The organism is Mucilaginibacter endophyticus, assembly GCF_003351025.1.
GTDB lineage: Bacteria > Bacteroidota > Bacteroidia > Sphingobacteriales > Sphingobacteriaceae > Mucilaginibacter > Mucilaginibacter endophyticus.
On sequence record NZ_QPCG01000001.1, the window covers coordinates 449,198 to 470,746 of the forward strand.

The 21,549-nt window shown below is 43.0% G+C and carries 17 protein-coding genes; 12 read left to right on the top strand and 5 right to left on the bottom strand.

Features of this window, described 5'->3' with window-relative positions; all coding sequences use genetic code 11:
* Positions 1–84 precede the first annotated feature (84 nt).
* Positions 85–2,478, top strand: a complete 2,394-nt coding sequence (locus DUL71_RS01920; RefSeq protein ID WP_114936493.1) for an ABC transporter permease — start codon at positions 85–87, stop codon at positions 2,476–2,478.
* 207 nt (positions 2,479–2,685) lie between these two features.
* Here DUL71_RS01920 and DUL71_RS01925 read toward each other — a convergent pair whose 3' ends face one another.
* Positions 2,686–3,096, bottom strand: a complete 411-nt coding sequence (locus DUL71_RS01925) for a BrxA/BrxB family bacilliredoxin (protein ID WP_114936494.1) — start codon at positions 3,094–3,096, stop codon at positions 2,686–2,688.
* A gap of 200 nt (positions 3,097–3,296) precedes the next feature.
* On the opposite strand from DUL71_RS01925, the gene DUL71_RS01930 reads away from it, so the two are divergent.
* The 4 genes from DUL71_RS01930 to DUL71_RS01945 all read left to right on the top strand — a co-directional run bounded on the left by DUL71_RS01930 (position 3,297) and on the right by DUL71_RS01945 (position 7,304).
* Positions 3,297–4,166 (top strand): M23 family metallopeptidase, encoded by an 870-nt coding sequence (locus tag DUL71_RS01930; RefSeq protein ID WP_114936495.1) that lies wholly within the window; start codon positions 3,297–3,299, stop codon positions 4,164–4,166.
* A gap of 140 nt (positions 4,167–4,306) precedes the next feature.
* Complete coding sequence (locus DUL71_RS01935; protein WP_114936496.1) at positions 4,307–4,690, top strand: bactofilin family protein; 384 nt, start codon at positions 4,307–4,309, stop codon at positions 4,688–4,690.
* Positions 4,691–4,954: 264 nt separating this feature from the next.
* Entirely contained in the window at positions 4,955–6,271 is a 1,317-nt protein-coding gene (gene ahcY, locus DUL71_RS01940) for an adenosylhomocysteinase (RefSeq protein WP_114936497.1), read from the top strand.
* Between the two features lie 436 nt (positions 6,272–6,707).
* A complete protein-coding gene (locus DUL71_RS01945; protein ID WP_114936498.1) occupies positions 6,708–7,304 on the top strand; it encodes a hypothetical protein in 597 nt (198 codons plus the stop codon).
* 89 nt (positions 7,305–7,393) lie between these two features.
* Here DUL71_RS01945 and DUL71_RS01950 read toward each other — a convergent pair whose 3' ends face one another.
* Positions 7,394–8,395, bottom strand: a complete 1,002-nt coding sequence (locus DUL71_RS01950; RefSeq protein ID WP_244228680.1) for a polysaccharide deacetylase family protein — start codon at positions 8,393–8,395, stop codon at positions 7,394–7,396.
* The gene (locus DUL71_RS31825; protein WP_154402292.1) at positions 8,376–8,600 is read right to left on the bottom strand and encodes a hypothetical protein; all 225 of its coding nucleotides are present in this window, start codon (positions 8,598–8,600) and stop codon (positions 8,376–8,378) included. Before DUL71_RS31825 ends, DUL71_RS01950 begins: the two co-directional genes overlap by 20 nt.
* A gap of 367 nt (positions 8,601–8,967) precedes the next feature.
* Between DUL71_RS31825 and DUL71_RS01960 the strand changes: the two genes are divergently transcribed.
* Positions 8,968–9,684 carry a pyridoxine 5'-phosphate synthase gene (locus DUL71_RS01960; protein WP_114936500.1) on the top strand — a complete coding sequence of 239 codons (717 nt, stop codon included), beginning with the start codon at positions 8,968–8,970 and terminating at the stop codon, positions 9,682–9,684.
* On the opposite strand, the gene DUL71_RS01965 is transcribed toward DUL71_RS01960, so the two are convergent.
* Positions 9,681–12,035 carry a T9SS type B sorting domain-containing protein gene (locus DUL71_RS01965; RefSeq protein ID WP_114936501.1) on the bottom strand — a complete coding sequence of 785 codons (2,355 nt, stop codon included), beginning with the start codon at positions 12,033–12,035 and terminating at the stop codon, positions 9,681–9,683. The genes DUL71_RS01960 and DUL71_RS01965 overlap by 4 nt on opposite strands.
* Before the next feature lie 400 nt (positions 12,036–12,435).
* On the opposite strand from DUL71_RS01965, the gene gcvP reads away from it, so the two are divergent.
* From gcvP to DUL71_RS01980, 3 genes are all read left to right on the top strand, one after another.
* On the top strand, positions 12,436–15,327 hold the full coding sequence (gene gcvP / locus DUL71_RS01970; protein WP_114936502.1) for an aminomethyl-transferring glycine dehydrogenase: 2,892 nt from the start codon (positions 12,436–12,438) through the stop codon (positions 15,325–15,327).
* 181 nt (positions 15,328–15,508) lie between these two features.
* The gene (locus tag DUL71_RS01975; RefSeq protein ID WP_244228681.1) at positions 15,509–15,850 is read left to right on the top strand and encodes an antibiotic biosynthesis monooxygenase family protein; all 342 of its coding nucleotides are present in this window, start codon (positions 15,509–15,511) and stop codon (positions 15,848–15,850) included.
* Positions 15,851–16,053: 203 nt separating this feature from the next.
* Positions 16,054–16,473: a response regulator gene (locus DUL71_RS01980; protein WP_091172136.1), complete on the top strand. Its 420-nt coding sequence runs from the start codon at positions 16,054–16,056 to the stop codon at positions 16,471–16,473.
* On the opposite strand, the gene DUL71_RS01985 is transcribed toward DUL71_RS01980, so the two are convergent.
* Positions 16,470–17,240 (bottom strand): MBL fold metallo-hydrolase, encoded by a 771-nt coding sequence (locus DUL71_RS01985; protein ID WP_114936503.1) that lies wholly within the window; start codon positions 17,238–17,240, stop codon positions 16,470–16,472. The two genes, DUL71_RS01980 and DUL71_RS01985, sit on opposite strands and share 4 nt — an antisense overlap.
* An 83-nt stretch (positions 17,241–17,323) precedes the next feature.
* Here DUL71_RS01985 and recJ point away from each other — a divergent pair, with 83 nt between their 5' ends.
* The 3 genes from recJ (at position 17,324) to DUL71_RS02000 (ending at position 21,454) form a co-directional block, all read left to right on the top strand.
* Positions 17,324–19,021, top strand: coding sequence for a single-stranded-DNA-specific exonuclease RecJ (gene recJ / locus DUL71_RS01990; RefSeq protein ID WP_114936504.1), 1,698 nt, complete (start codon positions 17,324–17,326; stop codon positions 19,019–19,021).
* A 144-nt stretch (positions 19,022–19,165) separates the two neighbouring features.
* On the top strand, positions 19,166–19,906 hold the full coding sequence (gene lptB / locus DUL71_RS01995) for an LPS export ABC transporter ATP-binding protein (RefSeq protein WP_112572569.1): 741 nt from the start codon (positions 19,166–19,168) through the stop codon (positions 19,904–19,906).
* A 6-nt stretch (positions 19,907–19,912) separates the two neighbouring features.
* A complete protein-coding gene (locus tag DUL71_RS02000) occupies positions 19,913–21,454 on the top strand; it encodes a GH3 auxin-responsive promoter family protein (RefSeq protein WP_114936505.1) in 1,542 nt (513 codons plus the stop codon).
* Positions 21,455–21,549: the final 95 nt, after the last annotated feature.

Genomic DNA, 21,549 nt, shown 5'->3' on the forward strand with positions numbered 1-21,549 from the left:
TGAGTCATTTGCCTGGCGCTATCAAATTTGACAAGCAAAAAATGACCGAATGACACGCAGTAAATGACCTAATGATATAATATCATGTTTAAAAACTATTTAACCGTTGCGTGGCGAAATCTTGTTAAGAACAAGGCGCATACGCTTATTAATATTACGGGCCTTTCGGTGGGGATGGCTGTTGCTATGCTCATTGGCCTTTGGATCTGGGATGAGTTATCGTACAATAAAAACTTCGACAACTATGACCGGATAGTTCAGGTTTGGCAAAACCAGACTTTTAACGGTGTAACAGGGTCTCAAACGGCCATGCCTATACCCCTGGGTTATAAGTTAAGGGATGATTATAAACACGATTTTAAATACGTGGTGCTTTCTTCCTGGAATTTCGGACACATTATGGCCTATGGTGAGAAAAAGCTTACTAAGGACGGAAGTTATATGCAAGCCGAAGCGCCCAATATGCTTACGTTAAAAATGCTGAGGGGCACACGTGAGGGTTTGAAAGATCCATCGTCTGTTTTACTTTCAGCTTCATTGGCTAAGGCTTTGTTTGGAGATACCGATCCGATGCTTAAAACCATCAAAATTGATAACGTATGGAATGTTAAAGTAACCGGTGTTTATGAAGACATGCGGCACAACTCAGAATTTCGCGAGCTGGGTTTTATAGCTCCGTGGGATTTATACATGACCACCGCGCCGTGGTTAAAACGAGCTGAAACACGTTGGGGCAATAACTCCTGGCAAATATTCGCACAGCTGAAACCCGGTGTTGACGCCGCTAAAGTTTCTGCCGAGATCAAAGACCTTAAATTGCATGCTATCAAAGCCCAGGGAGACGATGTAGGGGCCAGCTTTAAACCGGTAGTATTCCTGCACCCAATGAGTAAATGGCATCTGCACTCTGAGTTTAAAGATGGTTTTAATACCGGAGGAGATATCAAATTTGTGTGGATGTTTGGCATCATAGGTGTATTTGTATTAATGCTGGCCTGTATTAACTTCATGAACCTGAGCACCGCCCGCAGCGAAAAGCGGGCTAAAGAAGTAGGCATCCGTAAAACGGTTGGATCATTAAGGAGCCGACTCATTAGCCAGTTTTTTATTGAGTCGGTAATATTGGCGCTGTTTGCTTTTCTTATTTCGATTTTGCTTGCTCAGCTTACGCTATCATGGTTCAATACCGTTGCCGACAAAACTATGCATATACTTTGGGGCAGCGCTATTTTTTGGCTGCTTGGATTAGGCTTCAGTATCACTACCGGCTTAACAGCGGGCAGTTACCCGGCGTTCTATCTGTCGTCATTCCAGCCTGTTAAAGTACTTAAGGGTACTTTTAAGGCCGGCCGTTACGCCGCTATACCCCGTAAGGTACTGGTGGTACTGCAGTTTGCCGTATCAGTTACGCTTATCATAGGTACAATCATTGTTTTCAGGCAGGTGCAGTACACCAAGAACAGGCCTATCGGTTATGAGCGTACCGGGTTGGTACAGATAGATATGCGCACCGATGAAATTCATAAACATTTTGAAGCCGTAAGGAACGATCTGCTTAAATCGGGGGCTATCATTGAAATTGCCGAGTCGGGTAGTCCGCTTACTGCTGTGTATTCAAACAATAGCGGACTAAACTGGCGTGGTAAACCTGCCGGCTTACAGGACGACTTCGCTACGATAACGCTTAGTCCGGAGTTTGGAAAGGTTGCTCAGTGGAAGTTGGTTGAAGGCCGCGATTTTGAACGCAACAGATTGGGCGATTCATCAAGCATGATTGTAAATGAAACTGCCGCCCGTTTTATGAATTTTAAGCATGCGGTAGGTGAAACAATAGACTGGGGAAAAAAATTTAAGATCATAGGTGTAGTAAAGGATATGGTGATGTCATCGCCGTACGAGCCGGTCAAGTCGTCGATATTTTTGCTGGATAATGACCCGGGCGGGCTTGTAGATATCCGCTTAAACCCAAAAATGAGCGCGCACGAGGCTATTGCCAAAATAGAACCGGTTTTTAAACAGTACGCTCCCGGAAGTCCGTTTGAATATAAATTTACCGACGAGGAATATGCCCGTAAATTCACTAATGAAGAGCGCATAGGCAAACTGGCCGGTTTTTTCACACTGCTGGCTATTTTTATCAGTTGTATGGGCTTATTTGGCATGGCATCGTTCATGGCCGAACAGCGCACTAAAGAAATTGGGGTACGCAAGGTACTGGGCGCGTCTGTTTTCAGCCTTTGGCAGCTAATGTCGAAAGAGTTTGTGGTATTGGTGAGTATCTCTTTATTGTTCGCTATACCTACAGCCTACTATTTTATGGAAGGCTGGTTGAAGGATTATAAGTACCAGGCCGAATTATCCTGGTGGATCTTCGGGCTTACGGCAATAGGCGCCATCGCGATTACGCTGCTTACAGTAAGTTATCAAAGTATAAAAGCTGCATCTATGAACCCTGTAAAAAGTTTGAAAACGGAGTAGGGAGGTTAGTGATTGGAGATTAGAGGTTAGATGGATTTCGGAATTGTCTGAACCTAAATTTATTGAATTAATGGATTATCAGAATAGAAGAACAGAGAATTCTATAAATTCTTTAATTCAATAAATTCGAGTTCAGACAAACAAAAAAAGAGCTGAAGGATTTTCCCTCAGCTCTTTTATGTTTTTAGCTTTCAGCCTTCAGCTTAATTAGCAGTATTGTTCAAACGCGTCGATCAGGTTATCGGCAATCATTTGTGCCGGGCGACCTTCAATCTGGTAACGCTCGATGATATGTACCAGTTTGCCATCTTTAAACAGCGCCATAGCTGGTGATGACGGTGGGTAAGGCAACATGTAGTTACGTGCAGTATCAACAGCATCTTTTTCCATACCGGCAAATACGGTTACCAGTTTATCGGGATGTTTGCCGTTAGCGGCAGCAATTTTAGCAGCAGGGCGTGCATTAGCTGCAGCACAACCACATACCGAATTAACCATTACAAATACTGTACCTTCGCTTTCAATAGCGTTTTTTACAGCATCTGCATCTTTCAATTCCTCAAATCCAACCTTGGTCAGGTCTTCCCGCATCGGGGCTACTAAATATTCAGGATACATCATTTCTTTTTGCTTTACAATAAAATCAGTATTACAAAAATAAGAAATGATACTTGGTTTACGTTTATAAAAACTTAATAATAACAATTGGTTGACGATTAGCGTACAAGGCTATTCTATTGATAACCTGTTTACATACATTTAATATTGTTTTATTATCGGTAATTTATAACTTGCATTCCCTAATTTATTTAAACTTGATGAAGCGTAAAACATCTGATATTAGTACCGTTGTTATCATCAACAAAAACCAGCAACATACCAAATCATTACAAATAAAAACTAAACATCTTGACAGGTTAAAACACTATGCATGGAGTATTGCGGCAGTTGTTGCCGTACTTGGTGGCCTGGTGTTTTATCTGCATCATAAAAGTGCCGAACAGGAAGCTCAAAACCTGCAGTTACAGGCACAAATTGCTAAGCTTAAGGGTGCTATTCCGGTAGCTCGGGGCCCTGTAGTAAATACCAAAGTTACTGCGCAGTCATATATTCAATCTATCGAAGTAAAGCTTAAAACAATAAACGAATATTTGAAGAGAAGAGGCCTTAAAGGCTTCGCTATTAAAGGAACCGGGGGCAGTGGTAACAATGAGGCGGCTAAACTTCCTGATACCGAAGCTTACAGTTTGTACGACGATTATCTTAAACATTTAACCAGCACCATTGCATTTACCCCAATGGGTTACCCAAGGATCAGTTCATTCACTTCGTTTTTTGGTTACCGGAGCGATCCTTTTAATTCGGAGCATGCCGAGTTTCATCCGGGTATCGATTTTCAGGGCCATCGCGGTGACGAGGTAAAATGTACTGCCAGCGGCAAAGTTGTTTTTGCGGGATGGGCCGGCGGTTACGGTAATTGCATCCGTATAAAACATATCAATGATTTGGAAACGCTTTACGGTCACCTTTCAAAAATTGAAGTAAAGGTTGGTCAACAAGTTACCGTTGGCGACAATATTGGCAAAGTAGGTTCAACCGGCCATTCAACTGGTACACACCTGCACTATGAAGTACGTAAAAACGGAAAACCAGTTAATCCTGTAAACTTTTTAACCCTTAATAAATAGGTTTTTTTAGTCTGAAGTTCTGAGTCTTAAGTCGTGAGCCCTAAGTCGGCGACCGGTTATTTATTACTTTAAACTTAGAACTTAAGATTTGAAACCATTGACTTACGACTACCTACTTAGAACTTAAGACTAAAAACAACATGGCTATTTTTTCTAAAAAAGAGAAGGTTGCGCTCGACCTGCAGGCAATCTCAACCCTCATTAGTGAAGGCAGTGTATTGGAAGGTAATTTAAAAGCTCCGGCTTTTGCGCGTATTGACGGTGTGGTTAACGGTGATGTAACTGTTGATGAAGGCCTCATTTTGGGCGAAAAGGGCGAGGTTAAGGGGAATATAAATACCAAAGAGATATTTGTTTACGGTACGGTAAGGGGTGATATCAATACTTCATCGCTTGAAATAAAAGCTACGGGCCGTATCACCGGCGACATCAAAACACAGAACCTGGCCGTTGAAAATGGCGGGGTTTACAATGGCAACCTTACCATGCAGCAGGCAGAGATGCAAAAGCAGTTGCAGGCGTAAGGTTTGGGTAATGGAGATAGTAGGAGGCACCTACGGAGCCAAATTGCCGTTTATATTAATACTACAAACACGATACTCCTACGGAGTGTCAGCATGTTTTTCTAAAAACTCCGTAGGAGTACCATGTTTATAGCTCAAAGTACTCAATAAAAGTTTTGCGCCATAGGTGCAACCTTCAAATTGATAATACTTTAGATGCAAACCAAACATTTCATTTTCACAAGGATATAAGTTAACTTTGCACTCTCAAAAATAAAAATCGATATGTCATCAGTAGAAACTGCATTCGTTAAATACAAAGTAAAAGATCTGTCGCTGGCAGAGTGGGGTCGCAAGGAAATTGAACTGGCTGAGGCTGAGATGCCTGGCTTAATGGCTTTGCGTAAAGAGTACGGTCCAAGCCAGCCGCTTAAAGGTGCAAGGATTGCCGGTTGTTTACACATGACCATCCAAACCGCTGTTTTGATTGAAACCCTGATTGCTCTTGGTGCCGAAGTTACCTGGTCGTCATGTAATATATTCTCAACTCAGGATCATGCTGCTGCCGCTATCGCTGCTGCCGGTATTTCTGTGTATGCCTGGAAAGGTATGAATGCCGAAGAGTTTGACTGGTGCATTGAACAAACTTTATTTTTTGGCGAAGAGCGCCAGCCGCTTAACATGATCCTTGATGATGGTGGCGATTTAACCAACATGGTATTGGATAAATACCCTGAACTGGTTGCTGCTATCAAAGGTTTATCAGAAGAAACTACTACCGGTGTACACCGTTTATATGAGCGCATGAAAGCAGGTACCCTGCCAATGCCGGCAATTAACGTTAACGACTCGGTTACCAAATCAAAATTTGATAACAAATACGGCTGTCGCGAATCATTGGTTGATGCTATCCGTCGCGCAACTGACGTGATGATGGCCGGTAAAGTGGCTGTTGTTTGCGGTTATGGCGACGTAGGTAAAGGTTCGGCAGATTCATTACGTAACTCTGGTGTTCGTGTTATCGTTACCGAAATTGACCCTATCTGTGCTTTACAAGCTGCAATGGAAGGCTTTGAAGTTAAAAAATTGGGCACCGCTATCGCTGAAGCTGATATCGTGGTTACCGCTACTGGTAACAAAAACATCGTTCGTGAGCAACACTTCCGTGCCTTGAAAGATAAAGCTATCGTTTGTAACATCGGTCACTTTGATAATGAAATTGACATGGCCTGGTTAAACGGTGCTTATGGCAATACTAAAGTTGAAATTAAACCACAGGTTGATAAATATACAATCAATGGCAAAGACGTTATTGTATTAGCCGAAGGTCGTTTGGTTAACTTAGGTTGCGCTACCGGTCACCCAAGCTTTGTAATGAGTAACTCGTTCACCAACCAAACTTTGGCCCAGTTAGAGCTTTGGACAAACGGTGCCGCTTACGAAAACAAAGTTTACACTTTGCCAAAACATCTTGACGAAAAAGTAGCCCGTCTACACCTAGCTAAAATTGGTGTTGAACTGGAAGTACTTGACCAGGATCAGGCTGATTACATCGGTGTAACTGTTGAAGGTCCGTTTAAACCTGAGTACTACCGTTACTAAATTTAGGTGAAAGGTTAAAGGCGAAAGCTGAAAGGTTTTTGCTATTTAAATATAAAAGGCATGGTTTTCAAAACCGTGCCTTTTTTGGTTTATTTCTACCGTAACGTAAGCGGATAACGGGCTTGTATGCCTATACTTTTATGCAACTTTTAGTACAAATATTTCGCTAATCGTAACAAAAAACTAAGAAATCCGTAACAATAGATGTGATATGATATAAACGAGAAAAATTGTAACAAACGTGATACAATTATCAAAATTCATATTATATTTACAATTCAATAACGGGTATCTACACCCGGATTTGTGATAAGGTTTAGGTTTAAAGCCCCATGCAGCGAGTGCTATGGGGCTTTTATTTTACCCGCGCTCTTAACTCTTTTTAACAAATACCCAGGTTGCTTTACCTTAACTTTGATCATAAATCTAAACTATTATGCATTTCAAAACGTTTTTTACGTGTTTGTTCATCGTTTTATTGAAATGCGCTTGCTATGGCCAGCAAGCCGCACCGGCATATGCGCTAACTAAACCCGAAAACTGGCATACCGAAACTTTTTCGTTGCCTCCGCAGTTTGCAAATAGCTTGCCTTTTAAAGGTACTGAGGACATTCGCTTTTCACCTGACTGGGCAAAAAAGGGATCGGAAGGTTACTGGACTTATGCTTTTTTATGGATAATTACCGGGAAGGCCACTTTTACCAAAACACAACTTGAAAAATACATGTGCGATTATTATACAGGCCTGGTAAAGGCCAATTTCAAAGAAGCAAAAATTGATACCGCGATTGCTGCACCCGTAAAAGTAAAACTTCGAAATATCAAAACAAATGAAAAAGATACTCAGACTTTTGAAGGTAAGGCGGCAATGACTGATTATATGACGCAGGATCCGCTAATTCTTAACTTCCGGATCCACGTTAAAAAAGCGAAACCCGGCAGTGATGTTACCGCAGTTTATTTTGAAGCATCGCCGCAATCATACGGCCATAAAGTTTGGGTGCAGTTGGACGCGCTTGATAAAAGTTTATAACATGTTAAAAAAGCCTTACGAAGTTTTCAAAACTTCGTAAGGCTGTATGTCTGAAACTGCCAACTGCCACTGCAAACTGCCAACTGAACTCAGGGTGCTTCGCTAAACTCTTCATCTACGCTTTCACGAAGATCATACAGTAACCATTGCTTCCCTGCTATGGATCGTGTTTTTGATTGCAGCAGTTTAATAAAATCGTTCACGCCAACAGGCTCGTTGCCATTGCCATGGATGAGCACAATGCTGCCGTTTTGCGGCTGTTGACCTTTAGCCAGCCAGGCATCAGTACCAACGGGTATCAATCCGAAGTTGGTGATTTGGTAAACCAGTTGTTGGTCAGACACCAGTCCCGGAAAGCGGAAAAATACTGATGGTAACAGTCCGTTGCGTAACATGGCTTGTTCCGTTTCCAGTACTTCGTAACTGATATCAGTGCCGGGTTCCAATAAAAAGTTTTCTTTGAGTGGAGCCTTCAGGCTCACCCGGTGATTGAAGGAATGGTTGATCCAGGTGATATAGATCTCGCGGTTCGCCTGCATTTGCTTTAGCCAGGCCAGGTCCTGCGGGTGTTGGCGCATCCAGATACCGGTTACCGAAAGTGCGATAGGAACCGGGCGCTCCACCTTTTTAAACTCCGTAAAGATATCGGTGAAAATGCGTTTATCCAGCGGACGATGGGAGGGGCAAAGATCAGCAGTGAGGCTGATACCTGTTTGTTTGGGGATGCCGCTTTCAATACCCGCATCCTGGATATTTACCGATTGTTTTTCGGCTTTGGTTAAAGCTTTTTGATAAGGTGTGCTTTTAAAAAAATCACGTGCCTGTTCCATTGTCATGGGCTTTACCTGGTAAAAACTGCTTTCGTTTATTTTGGTCTCCAGCGTTTGCGGATTTACCATGAGCAGGTAATTATGGCCTTCATTATCAAAGCGGCGTAGGATCATCCAATCCTGCGGGTAATTGTGTGCCCAGCCGTAATAAACCTTGTAGTTTTCTATTTTACGGTAGATGGTTTGGGCCGATAACTGCTCAATAAAAGCTATTAAGCAAAATAATAGTGCGGGTATTAATTTAACTAATGTTTTGTTCATGGGTCTTAGCGTTCCAGTTTTTCCCGGTGAGGATACTGCTTACAACCAATATCAATATAAAAATGGAAATAAAGGTTATTACATAAGTATCAAAATTAGGGTGTTCGCCAGGTCCCCGGGATAATTGATTATCGGGAAGTGCCGATAAAGGAGGGTATATAGTCCAGCCGCGCGAGTTGCCAACCATGTTTTGTTCAAGCGACATAACGATTTTCAATAGTTTAAGAAGGAGAATTGTTAGCGCTAAATTGCTTATTACGAGAATAGTATTTACCAATTGGTTTTTGAAACGGCCTAAAAGTGCTCTGATCAAATAAACTATTACTGTAACTAATAAAAAGGGTATGATTCCGAAATATAACCAGTTGAAAGGCAAAGAAAGATAAGTATCATGCAGGCCGATCTCTATATTCAAATTTCTAAAAAAGGCCATCCAAATCAAGCGGATGCCCAATGTTACAAGTGCAAATAGTGAAATTAGTATTGCAGGTTCAATAACAATTTGTTTAGGCTTCATGACCTAAAGTTAAATATATCGGGCATTTTATCTAAATGATATCTAACTTTGAAATATGACCCGTCTATCTGTCAATATCAACAAAATAGCCACTTTACGCAATTCGCGTGGTGGTAATAACCCCGACCTGATACAGGTTGCTAAAGATTGTGAACGTTTTGGCGCGCAGGGTATCACCGTACACCCGCGTCCCGACGAGCGCCACATCCGTTATAACGATGTGTTTGAGCTTAAGAAAATTGTTACTACCGAGTTTAATATCGAAGGCAATTGCCAGGAACAAAAATTTATCGACCTGGTATTGGCCAATAAGCCCGAACAGGTTACCCTGGTGCCCGATGTTTTGGGACAGATCACTTCAAACCACGGCTGGGATACCATCGCCAATTATCATTATTTAAAAGATATGATAGCGGTATTTAAAGAAGCCGGTATCCGTGTATCTATTTTTGTTGACCCTATTCCCGCAATGGTTGAAGGTGCCGCTAAAACCGGTACCGACCGCGTAGAACTGTATACCGAAGGTTATGCTACCCATTTCCCACAAGGAAAAGAATTGGCTATTGCTCCTTACGTTGAAGCTGCGAAAGCTGCTCAGCAAGCAGGCTTGGGCTTAAATGCCGGTCATGACCTTGATTTGCATAACCTGAAATACTTTGCCGAAAACATACCGGGCTTGCTTGAAGTTAGCATTGGCCATGCCCTGGTAAGCGATGCCCTGTATTACGGTTTGGAAAATACCATCCAGATGTATTTACGACAACTGGCTTAGCGGATAATGCTTAAGTTGCCTGATAACAGGCCGCACCCCGCACTAAGGTTAATGATATAGTAATAACTGCCGGAAGGTAATTTTTGGCCATTATACATGCCGTTAAAGGGATGGCTGTATCCTTTTGAATCAAAAATGTTTTTCCCGTAACGGTTAAATATTTTTACCGTTGCCAAAGGATAATTTTCCATGCCTGCTATCTGCCAGTAATCGTTTACGCCATCGTTGTTTGGGGTAATTACATTGGCAATATTGAGGTTGGAGAGGCCTACACTTACATCAACCTTAGTGCGGGTGCTTTCGCAGGCATTACTAAACCGGCTTATGTAATAACTCCTGTTGGTAGTAACGTTTACCTTAAACTTACCATTGGCTTCCTCATCAAGCGGAGTGACGTCTGTTTCGTTAACATAAAGCCTGTAGGTTGATGTTGCCGCCGGGTTGCTAACCGGTATAATGGTTTCGCCGGGGCCGCATAGCTGAAAATTTTTAACCACCGGCGGATCAAGAATAAGTTCCTGGTTAAGAATGGTAACATGATATTGTACGGCGCATCCGTCAGGGTCGATGGTAAGCGTATAATTTCCGCCCGGAAGTTTATCCACGTCAAGAGTGGTACGTATTACATCGCCTGCTTCGTTTGTCCACTTTAATGGTGGTACAACGTCATTGGTGTTTATGATTTTTAAGTTGCTGATGCTGCCGTTTGCGGCATCGCATGAGGCATTAATTTTCTGAATCCCTGAATCATCTACGCCGGGGTTTGAGCTAGTTAATGTTATCGGAATAGATTTTGCAAAACAATTGCCGTTATAACATTTGGCATAGTAGGTGCCAATACCAACACCATCCAGTTTAGGGCCGCCGGATTGTACCAGGTGGTCCTGGTCATTATACCAGTCCACCCCAATCACATTCTTTAAATTTTGCAGGGTGATTGAGCCGTTATTTTTAAAGCAGGTTGGGTTAACCTTAATATAATCAGCTGCTAAAGTTGAAATAACCGGCTGTGTATATTCAGACGAGCTGTTGTTAAGTGTAGCGTTTGCTACCATTTTTTTATTGTGCAGGTCGCCGGTAAACTTCCATTTGCCGTTGGCATCGGCAATAATTGTGGTTATGTATTGAACCGGGTTACAAACATCACAATCTGTATTATCATTATAAATGTAGACGGCAGCCCCAGGCGATGCTGTTCCTGAAAATTCATCGGCATTGCTGATGAGTACGTTAATATCAGGTATTGCTGTGCCCTGCGAAATAAGATAAGGTACAGTATTGCACATGATACTGTTTTTAGCTATAGTAATATTGGTTGATTGCACGGCATAAAACGCGCCGCCATCATTTCTGAAAATATTGATATCGCTGTCATTATTATCGCCAATAAAAGCATTATTGCATTTAAATAAGGACATGCCTGAATTGCCCTGTATACTGCTTTGTTTATTCCGTACAAACAGGAATCCGTTTACTGAAACAAATTGAAACTGTGTAGCGCAAAAATCATTATCAGTTATCAGTGCGTTACTTCCCTGAAACCGTAACAAAATAGATGAATTACCACGGTTGTCCTGTCCGTTTACATCAAGCGAAAGCGAATTGTTAATAAACTTATTATCGATCCCGTTCAGGGCTATAGCGGTAGCAAAATAGTTTCGTTCTTTTGGTGACGCGCCACCTATCAACGAGTTATCTGCAGTAATGTCAAGCGCATAGCCCAGTTCAACAACGTTAACTCCCGACTCGTCATAACCGATAAAGTTTGATTGGATAATTATGTTATCGTTGTTCTTTGAATCGGTTAACGAGTTTGTACCACAGTAAACGCCATAAATATTATCGCAAAAAACGTTGCCTTTATCGGGTGCGCCTATAGTGATATTAGCACAATCATAAGCCGATATAGCAGTGAAAAGCAGGTTGCCGTTAAAATTTGTGAGTTTGCTGCTGTAGCCTTTTACACATAAGCCATATATACTGACATCGGTAACTTCGGTCATGAGAAACGCGGCGGCCTTAGTGCCCGGAAAGGTATAGCTTACGTCAGGTATGATGTAAACCCTGGCGTCGCTCCGGCCAAATTTTGGCCCGGGTTGCGTACTGCCGTCGATAATTAAATTGGAGGTAACTTCCGGAAGCTGCGTGTAAAGTGTTATGGTTGAATTGCCCGTTATATTAAAATTAATAACATCCTGCTGAACCGTTCCGTTGGCGGCTGCCTGGGTGAGGGCCTCACGTAATGTACCCGGTCCGGCATCGGCATTGTTTGTAACTGTAAATACAGCAGCAATAGCACGCGAACCGGCCAGTACCAGGAATAACGTAAACAGCAACAACCTTTGTTTCATGGTTGCGATTTGGGTATGAATATTAGTTTATAATTAATTGGCAATAAATTGGTTGATATTGTCCGATAGTAAGTTACGACTTTGTTGACAATAACGCTACAGTGTCACACAGGTTGTTTTGTTTTGTGAAGTTTTGAATTAACCTTCCAACAATGGCGGGAGAGAAATTCTGGTATTTACCTGATGATTGCCAGGCTCACGGGAGTTGGTTGCGGCTTTTGCCGGGAATGAAAAGAAAAATAATGATAAGGTTAAAACTCGCCGGCCCGTCATGTTTAGGTATTCGCAAGCTAAATCACATTTTTTTCCTGTAAATGCATTGTCAATATCATATTAGCTAATTGTTACTCAATTTGTAAAACCGTACCTTTGCGGTAAATTTAAGAGGGACGATTAATTCATGAAGTTGAATACAACCTATCAGGAGCAGTTTCAGTCGAGGCACATTGCTCCAAGTGAGGCCGACACGGCCAAAATGTTAAAAACCATCGGCGTAAATACGCTTGATGAATTAATAGGGCAAACAATACCGCAAAAGATCAGGCTTGCCAAACCGCTTAACCTGCCAGCCGCAAAAAGCGAGTTTGATTACCTGAACACTTTAAAGCAAACTGCTTCAAAAAACAAAGTTTTCAAGTCGTTTATTGGCAAAGGTTACTATGATGTAATTGTACCGGGCGTTATTCAGCGTAACATTCTTGAAAATCCAGGATGGTATACACAATACACTCCTTACCAGGCAGAAATTGCACAGGGGCGTTTACAGGCCTTGTTAAATTTCCAAACCATGATCATTGATCTTACCGGTATGGAAATTGCCAATGCTTCCTTGCTTGACGAGGGTACTGCCGCTGCCGAAGCTATGTTTATGCAATATACCTTGCGTAAAAACAACAGCGCCAATGTATTCTTCGTTTCTGAAGAACTGTTCCCGCAAACCATTGATATCTTAAAAACCCGCTCAGAGCCCTATGGCATTGAGCTAAGAATAGGCGACCACCGTACCGTTGAATTAACCGACGATATGTTTGGCGCCATTGTACAATACCCTGCAGGCGACGGTGCTGTTTATAACTATGCCGACTTTGCCGCTAAAGGGCATGAAAAAGGCATTAAACTAACCGTTGTTGCCGATATTATGAGCCTTGCCCTGTTAACGCCTCCTGGCGAATGGGGTGCCGACATTGTAGTTGGCTCATCACAACGTTTTGGCGTACCAATGGGCTTTGGTGGCCCACATGCCGCTTTCTTTGCAACTAAAGAAGAATACAAACGCTCTATCCCGGGCCGCATCATTGGAGTTACTATCGACAGCGCCAATAACTATGCCCTGCGTATGGCCCTGCAAACCCGCGAGCAGCACATCCGCCGTGATAAAGCTACTTCAAATATCTGTACCGCTCAGGCTTTATTGGCCATCATGGCCGGTATGTACGCCGTATATCATGGTCCGGATGGTATTAAGTTGATTGCTGAACGTATTCACGGCTTAGCAGTTTTATTAGCCAAAACTTTAGGACAGCTTGGCTACGAGCAACTTAACGAATCATACTTTGATACCGTTAAGTTTGATGTAGCCCACCTGGCAGGCCCAATCCATTCTGAAGCTTTAAATAACGAAATGAACCTTAACTACGAAGGTTCGGTAGTTACTATAGCTGTTGATGAAACAACTTCGGTTGAGGATATTAAAACCATTGTGAGGTTCTTTGCCAAAGTAAAAGGCAAAACCATTAATGATGTTGATTTCGATGGCGCCAATGCAAGCCTTGAAACGGTTATTCCTACAGCGCTTCAGCGTACTTCGGCTTACTTAACGCACAGCTTGTTCAATACCCACAGGTCTGAGCATGAAATGTTGCGTTATATCAAATCATTAGAAGCAAAAGACCTTTCACTTTGCCACTCGATGATAGCTTTGGGTTCATGTACCATGAAGCTGAATGCTACTACCGAAATGGTACCAGTTACCTGGGCCGAGTTCAGCAAAATTCACCCGTTTGCCCCAACCGATCAAGTTGGCGGTTATATGCAGTTGTTTGATGAGATCAACAATTGGTTGAGCGAGATCACCGGTTTCGCGGCCATGAGCTTGCAGCCAAACGCAGGTGCACAAGGTGAATACGCCGGTTTAATGGTGATCCGTGCTTATCATAACGATAGGGGCGATACTCACCGTAACATCGCTTTGATCCCTTCATCTGCCCACGGTACCAACCCTGCATCTGCAGCTATGGCTGGCATGAAGATCGTGGTAGTTAAATGCGACGATAATGGCAACATCGATGTTGCCGATATGCGAGCTAAAGCCGAGCAATACAAAAACGAGCTTTCATGTTTGATGGTTACTTATCCATCAACCCACGGTGTATTTGAAGAAAGTATCATCGAAATTTGCGAAATTATTCATGAAAACGGCGGCCAGGTTTATATGGACGGTGCTAACATGAACGCACAAGTAGGTTTAACAAGCCCGGCCAACATTGGTGCCGATGTTTGTCACCTTAACCTGCATAAAACATTCTGTATCCCTCACGGTGGTGGTGGCCCCGGTATGGGCCCAATTGGTGTTGCAAAGCACCTGGTGCCTTATTTACCAGGCCATGCCGTGGTTGATATCGACAGGGGTAAATCAATACATGCTGTATCTGCAGCACCATGGGGCTCGGCTTCTATCCTGATTATATCACATGCTTACATCGCGATGATGGGTGCCGAAGGTTTAACCAATGCTACCCGTTACGCTATCCTGAATGCCAACTATATTAAAGCAAGGCTACAGGAACACTATCCGGTATTATACTCTGGTGCAAACGGCCGTTGCGCGCACGAAATGATTCTGGACTGTCGTTCATTTAAATCGGCAGGTATCGAGGTTACAGATATCGCTAAACGCTTAATGGATTATGGTTTCCATGCGCCAACCGTATCGTTCCCGGTTGCGGGTACAGTGATGGTTGAGCCAACTGAATCTGAGCCTAAGCATGAGCTTGACCGTTTCTGTGATGCCATGATCTCTATCCGTCATGAAATTGCCGATGTGGTTGATGGCCTTGCCGATAAAACAAACAATCCGTTAAAAAATGCGCCACATACTGTAGCCGTAATTACCGGCAACGAATGGGAGCATCCTTATACCCGTCAAAAAGCGGCATTCCCGCTGCCTTACGTAGCTACCAATAAATTCTGGCCTTCGGTAGGCAGGGTTAATGACACTTACGGCGACAGAACGCTGATCTGCTCATGCCCTCCGTTAGAAGAGTATGAGTTTGAAGAAAGTGTGATAGAATAATATGTGCAGATTATAGATGTGCAAATGTGCAGGTGATGATAAATTGCCTGCACATTTTTTTTGCTTAACCGCCTGAAATCTGTGATTAGCATGTTTATTTTTATATCTGAAATATGTACGCCGATAATTTGCATATTTCGCCTCTTAAAATCTATTATCTCACCTTTAATAATTTGCAAATTTGGAATCTGCACATCTAAAATCAGAAGAGCTTATCGCTCCAACTCCTCAACCGCCTTATTACGCGGTGATATTTACTTCGGTACGCACTCCGGGAGATGAAGGCTATGGCGATATGGCTGTTGAAATGGAAACGCTGGCCCGGCAGCAGGAAGGTTTTCTTGGTATAGAATCGGCCCGTAACAATGTTGGAATAACGGTGTCTTATTGGCAATCGGAAGAAGCAATTAAAAACTGGAAAGCTAATGCCCGTCACCTGTTTGCTCAGCAGCAGGGGCGCGAAAAGTGGTATCAAAATTACACGGTACGTGTTTGTAAGGTTGAGCGTGATTATACTTTTTAAAATATAATATTCAACTGTTAGTTTTTGCCTTTAATTTCCTTTTTTGCTGACTTTATTTATTTTTCAAAATAAAATAAAATGGCCCCGAATGGGTTATTTAACTGGATTTGTGAGAGATATTATTTTTTAGTATTTACAACTAAAAGGAATATAACTTTTTAAATTGTAGCCTCGTATAAAGAGGGAGCGCTTAAATTATAGATATGAACATTAACAATAAAGCCATTAGTGTATTACTGGTTGATGATGACGAAATAAATAACTTCATCTCCATAAAACTGATAAAGAAAGCTTTACTGAATACGGAAATTATGGCCTGCCTGAACGGAAAGTATGCGATTGAGCAACTCTCAGATATTCAGCGTAAAGACCCTAATAAACTGCCCGATTATATTTTGCTTGACATTAATATGCCTATCATGAATGGCTGGGAATTTTTGGATGAGTATAAGCGCCTCAACCTTGACCCGCTGGGCAAAAGCAAGATCTACATTATTTCATCGTCGGTTTTTAGCAATGATATCAACAAAGCGCGTTCATACCCGCTGGTGAAGGATTTTATCTCTAAACCGCTTAATGTTGAAAAAATAAAAGAGCTTTTTGAAGTAGCTGCTGAAAATTAAAAAGGTTTAACTTTAAAATGGTCACCTTCTGTTTCTACCGTTCCAATAGCAAATGACTTGGAATGGTAAAACAGGCATTTCCAACCTTCGGCGGCTGCTTTTTTACCATATTCTTCGCGCAGCATCATGGCTTTGCGGCCATCCATATCGTATTTAGCTATGAATTTTCTTAGCAACTGTTCGGGTTCGGGAAGTTCGTCGCCGCCAAAAAATACTTTTTCGCCTTCCATATCAAACCAAAATACCTGGTGCGCCGGGCAGTGACCCCCCGAATGCTCATACCTTATCCCCGGCTTAAACTCACCGCTGCCTTCAATAAAAGTGATCTTAGCGCTTGCCTGTAAAGCTTCAAATATTTCAACATGGTATGACGAGCCTTTGCCGCTCATGCCAAATTCCCATTCTTGTTTGTTGATCACGTGCTCGGCCTGCGGAAAGCTCGGGATTAATTTACCATTACGTTCAACCACTAAACCGCCCGAGTGGTCATAATGTAGGTGCGACATCATTACGAGGGTAACATCATCCGGATCGAAGCCGGCGTTGCGGATGTTCTGGTGCAGCATTAATTCGTCGCGGGTATCTTTAAAACCAAGACCGGTATCCAATACTATCAAATCGGTTTTTGTTTTGATGAGGAAAGGGTTAACGTGGATGAACAACGAAGCCGGGCGATCTTTGGGGTTATCAGTTTCCGGGTTGAACGGGATAAATTTCTTGGTTGCATCAACCGAATAAGAGCCTTCACCTAAAGCAAAAAATTCCATAGTAAACGTAGTATCAGATTTTGAATGTAACTTTGGCTCTTTAACAGAGCATAAGTATATTTACTGTTTCAAGCTGCAAAGATATGAATAAACGTTGGGCGCTAAAGGATAATACAAACCATGATGATGTAATAAAATTAGCCGCCGAACTCAATATCGATACCGTTTTAAGCACCATGCTTGTGCAGCGCGGTATCACAACCTTTGAAGATGCCCGCTATTTTTTCAGGCCAGATCACCGGCACCTGCATGACCCGTTCCTGATGAAGGATATGGAAAAGGCAATACTGCGTATTGAGCAGGCGATAGCCGCTGGCGAGAAGATCATGATTTACGGGGATTATGACGTGGATGGTACTACTGCGGTAGCGCTTACCTATAGTTTTTTCAAAAAGCTTTATAACAATATTGATTATTATATCCCCGATCGTTACAAGGAAGGGTATGGCATCTCAACACAGGGCATTGATTATGCAGCTGAGCATGGTATCACCCTGATCATAGCGCTCGATTGCGGCATTAAATCAATTGATAAAATTGACTATGCTAATGAAAAAGGGATCGACTTTATCATTTGCGATCACCACTTGCCGGGGGCATCTATTCCTAATGCGGTGGCAGTGCTTGACCCTAAGCGTGAAGATTGTGAATATCCATATAAAGAATTATCCGGTTGTGGCATCGGCTTTAAACTGATCCAGGCTTACGCCGAAAAGAATAATATTCCGGTTGAGGAAGTAAATTGCTATCTGGACCTGGTAGTGATCAGTATTTCTTGTGATATCGTGCACATCACCGGCGAAAACAGGGTGCTGGCTCATTTCGGTCTGCAAAAAATAAATACCGATCCATGTATTGGCGTTAAAGCGTTAATGGAGATAGCAGGCAGGATGGGGCCATACACGATATCGGATGTAGTATTTTTGCTTGGGCCGCGTATTAATGCTGCCGGCAGAATAGACGATGCCAAACATGCCGTTGAACTCCTGATAGCGACAGATAAGGATGCCGCTAAAGAAAAAAGCGCAATGATCAACGTGCGCAACACCGAACGTAAAGGGCATGATCTGTCTATTACCGACGAGGCGCTTGGCATGATTGAAAATGATGAGGTGCTGATCGCCCGTAAATCAACCGTGGTGTTTAATGAAGACTGGCATAAAGGGGTTATCGGTATAGTGGCCTCGCGCCTGACCGAGAAATATTATCGCCCAACAATTGTGCTTACCCGTTCTAACGGCCATGTCGCCGGTTCGGCACGTTCTGTTTTAGGTTATGACCTATACGAGGCGCTTTGCGGTTGTAAAGATCTGCTGATTCAGTTTGGCGGGCACAAGTACGCCGCAGGCTTGACTATGGAGCCCGAAAACCTCGAAGCTTTTATTGAAAGGTTTGAAGAAGTGGTAAGTTCAACCATAAAACCGGAACAATTGATACAGCAAATACAAATTGACGCCGAATTACGTTTAAGCCAGATAGAACCCAAATTTTTCAGGATTTTGAATCAGTTTGCGCCTTTCGGGCCTGAAAATATGGCCCCGGTTTTCATAAGTAAAAATGTGTATGTTAGTGGTAACGCCGGTTTGGTAGGTGGTTCACATATTAAAATGAGCGTAATGCAGGAAGGATCGGCGGCGTTTGATTGCATTGCCTTTAACCACGGTCAATACCTGGAACAATTGCGGCCTGGTGTGCCGTTTGAAATGTGCTATTCGATAGAAGAAAATGTTTGGCGCGAAAGAAGAACGATACAGTTAAATGTAAAGGGAATTAGGTTTTAGAGATTAGTGAGTTAGGTTCATAGTTGATGGATTATGGTTCATAGCCGTAAGTCTTAATCAACGGAATTAGCGAAATCAAAAAGCTATCAACGGTCAAATATCAGGGTAATCCATGAATCCCATAAATCATGGTTCAGACAAAAAATGATACTAAGAGCAGATAATTTAGTTAAAAAATACAAGCAGCGTACCGTTGTAAACGATGTATCGTTTGATGTGGCGCAGGGCGAAATTGTTGGTTTACTTGGGCCTAATGGTGCCGGTAAAACAACTTCCTTTTACATGATAGTAGGTTTAATAAAGCCTAATGAAGGCAGTATCCACCTGGATAACCAAGACATAACCCAGGACCCGATGTACCGCCGTGCCCAAAAGGGGATAGGTTACCTGGCGCAGGAGGCTTCGGTGTTTAGAAAACTTTCGGTGGAGGACAACATTAAGGCTGTACTGGAAATGGGCGATATGCCCAAGGATAAGCAAAAAGATAAGCTGGAAGAATTGATAGACGAGTTCAGCTTGCATAAAGTGCGCAGAAACAGGGGCGACCTGCTATCGGGCGGCGAACGTCGTCGTACGGAAATTGCCCGTGCCTTAGCCGCCGAGCCTAACTTTATCCTGCTTGATGAGCCTTTTGCCGGTGTAGATCCGATAGCGGTTGAAGAGATCCAGTCGATGGTGGTTAAATTGCGTACCCGTAACATCGGCATCCTGATAACCGACCACAACGTGCAGGAAACCCTATCGATTACCGATCGCGCATACCTGCTTTTTGAAGGCAAAATATTAGAATCGGGATTTCCTGAGGTATTGGCTGAGAATGAAATGGTGAGGAAAGTGTATCTTGGGGCTAACTTTGTACTTAAAAGAAAGGTTTTTCCTCAATAACAGCCTATGACCCTGTTTAACTCCGTATTTACCTGGTTCATGAAAAAGCGGATCCACCAGATTGAGCTTTTTATGAAATACCCGAATGAAGTGCAGGAAGAATGGTTTGAGCAACTGGTATCAGTTGCCGAAAATACCGAGTGGGGTAAAAAATACCATTATAAAAGTATCGAAAACCTGAGCCAGTTTAAGGAGCGGGTCCCTATACAAAACTACGATACTTTAAAGCCCTTTATTGAGCGGATGCTCAAAGGCGAAAAGAATGTGTTGTGGCCGTCGGAAATCCGCTGGTTTGCCAAATCATCGGGCACTACCAGTGATAGGAGCAAATTTATTCCGGTAAGTGAAGAAGCACTTGAAGAATGCCACTTTAAAGGAGGTAAGGACTTGCTTACCATTTATTTTAATAACCAGCCCAATCCCCGCATGTTTACGGGGAAGATCTTGACGCTTGGAGGCAGTCACCAGATCAGCCAATTAAGTCCGGATACCTCATTCGGCGATCTTTCGGCGGTGATCATGAAAAATCTGCCTATGTGGGCCGAGTTTCACCGTACACCACATTTGGATATTGCCCTGCTCGAAAACTTTGAGGAAAAGATTGAAAAGATAGCCCATGCTACCAAGGATGTAAACGTTACCAGTATCAGCGGCGTACCTACCTGGAACCTGGTGCTGTTTAAACGCATATTGGAGATAACCGGCAAAAAGAACCTGCTTGAAGTGTGGCCCAACCTTGAAATGTACTTTCATGGAGCGGTGAATTTTACGCCTTACCGCGAGCAGTTTAAAAAGCTGATCCCGAACGAGGAAATGTATTACCTCGAAAATTATAACGCGTCCGAAGGTTTCTTCGGTATTCAGGATACCAAAGAGCCCGGCGATATGCTGCTCATGCTCGACTATGGCATCTTTTATGAGTTTTTACCACTCGAACACCTGCACGACGAGAACCCTGAAACCCTCACCCTGGATGAGGTAGAACTGAATAAAAATTACGCGCTCATCATATCAACAAATGCAGGCCTGTGGCGGTACATGATAGGGGATACCATCAAATTTTCATCGCTTGCTCCGTTCAGGATCCAGATCACCGGCCGCACAAAGCATTTTATCAATGCCTTTGGCGAGGAAGTGATCATTGACAACGCCGAACGTGCCCTGGAAGAAGCCTGTATGCAAACAGGTGCCATTATTAGGGAATACACCGCCGCCCCGGTTTATTTCAGCGGCGACGACTGTGGCGCCCATGAATGGATCATTGAGTTTGAAAAGAAACCTGCCGAGTTTGAGCGCTTTGTCGACCTGCTGGATGAAACCCTGCGCCGTATTAATTCCGACTATGATGCCAAACGTTTTAAAGACCTTGCCCTGCGCCGCCCGATAGTGCGCCGTGCGCCTGACGGCACTTTTTTTAATTGGATGCGGGAAAAAGGAAAGTTGGGCGGTCAGCATAAGGTGCCACGTCTGGCTAATGACCGGGAATATGTTGATGCCATTTTGAAGATGATGGAACCGGCTTTTCAGAATCAGGACTTTAAGAATTAAGAAGCAAGAAAGATACTAAGCGATGTCATTTCGATAGAGCAAGTTTGGAATGAGCGTTGGGGGTGAACGAGAAATCTTATACGCCCTGCAAAACG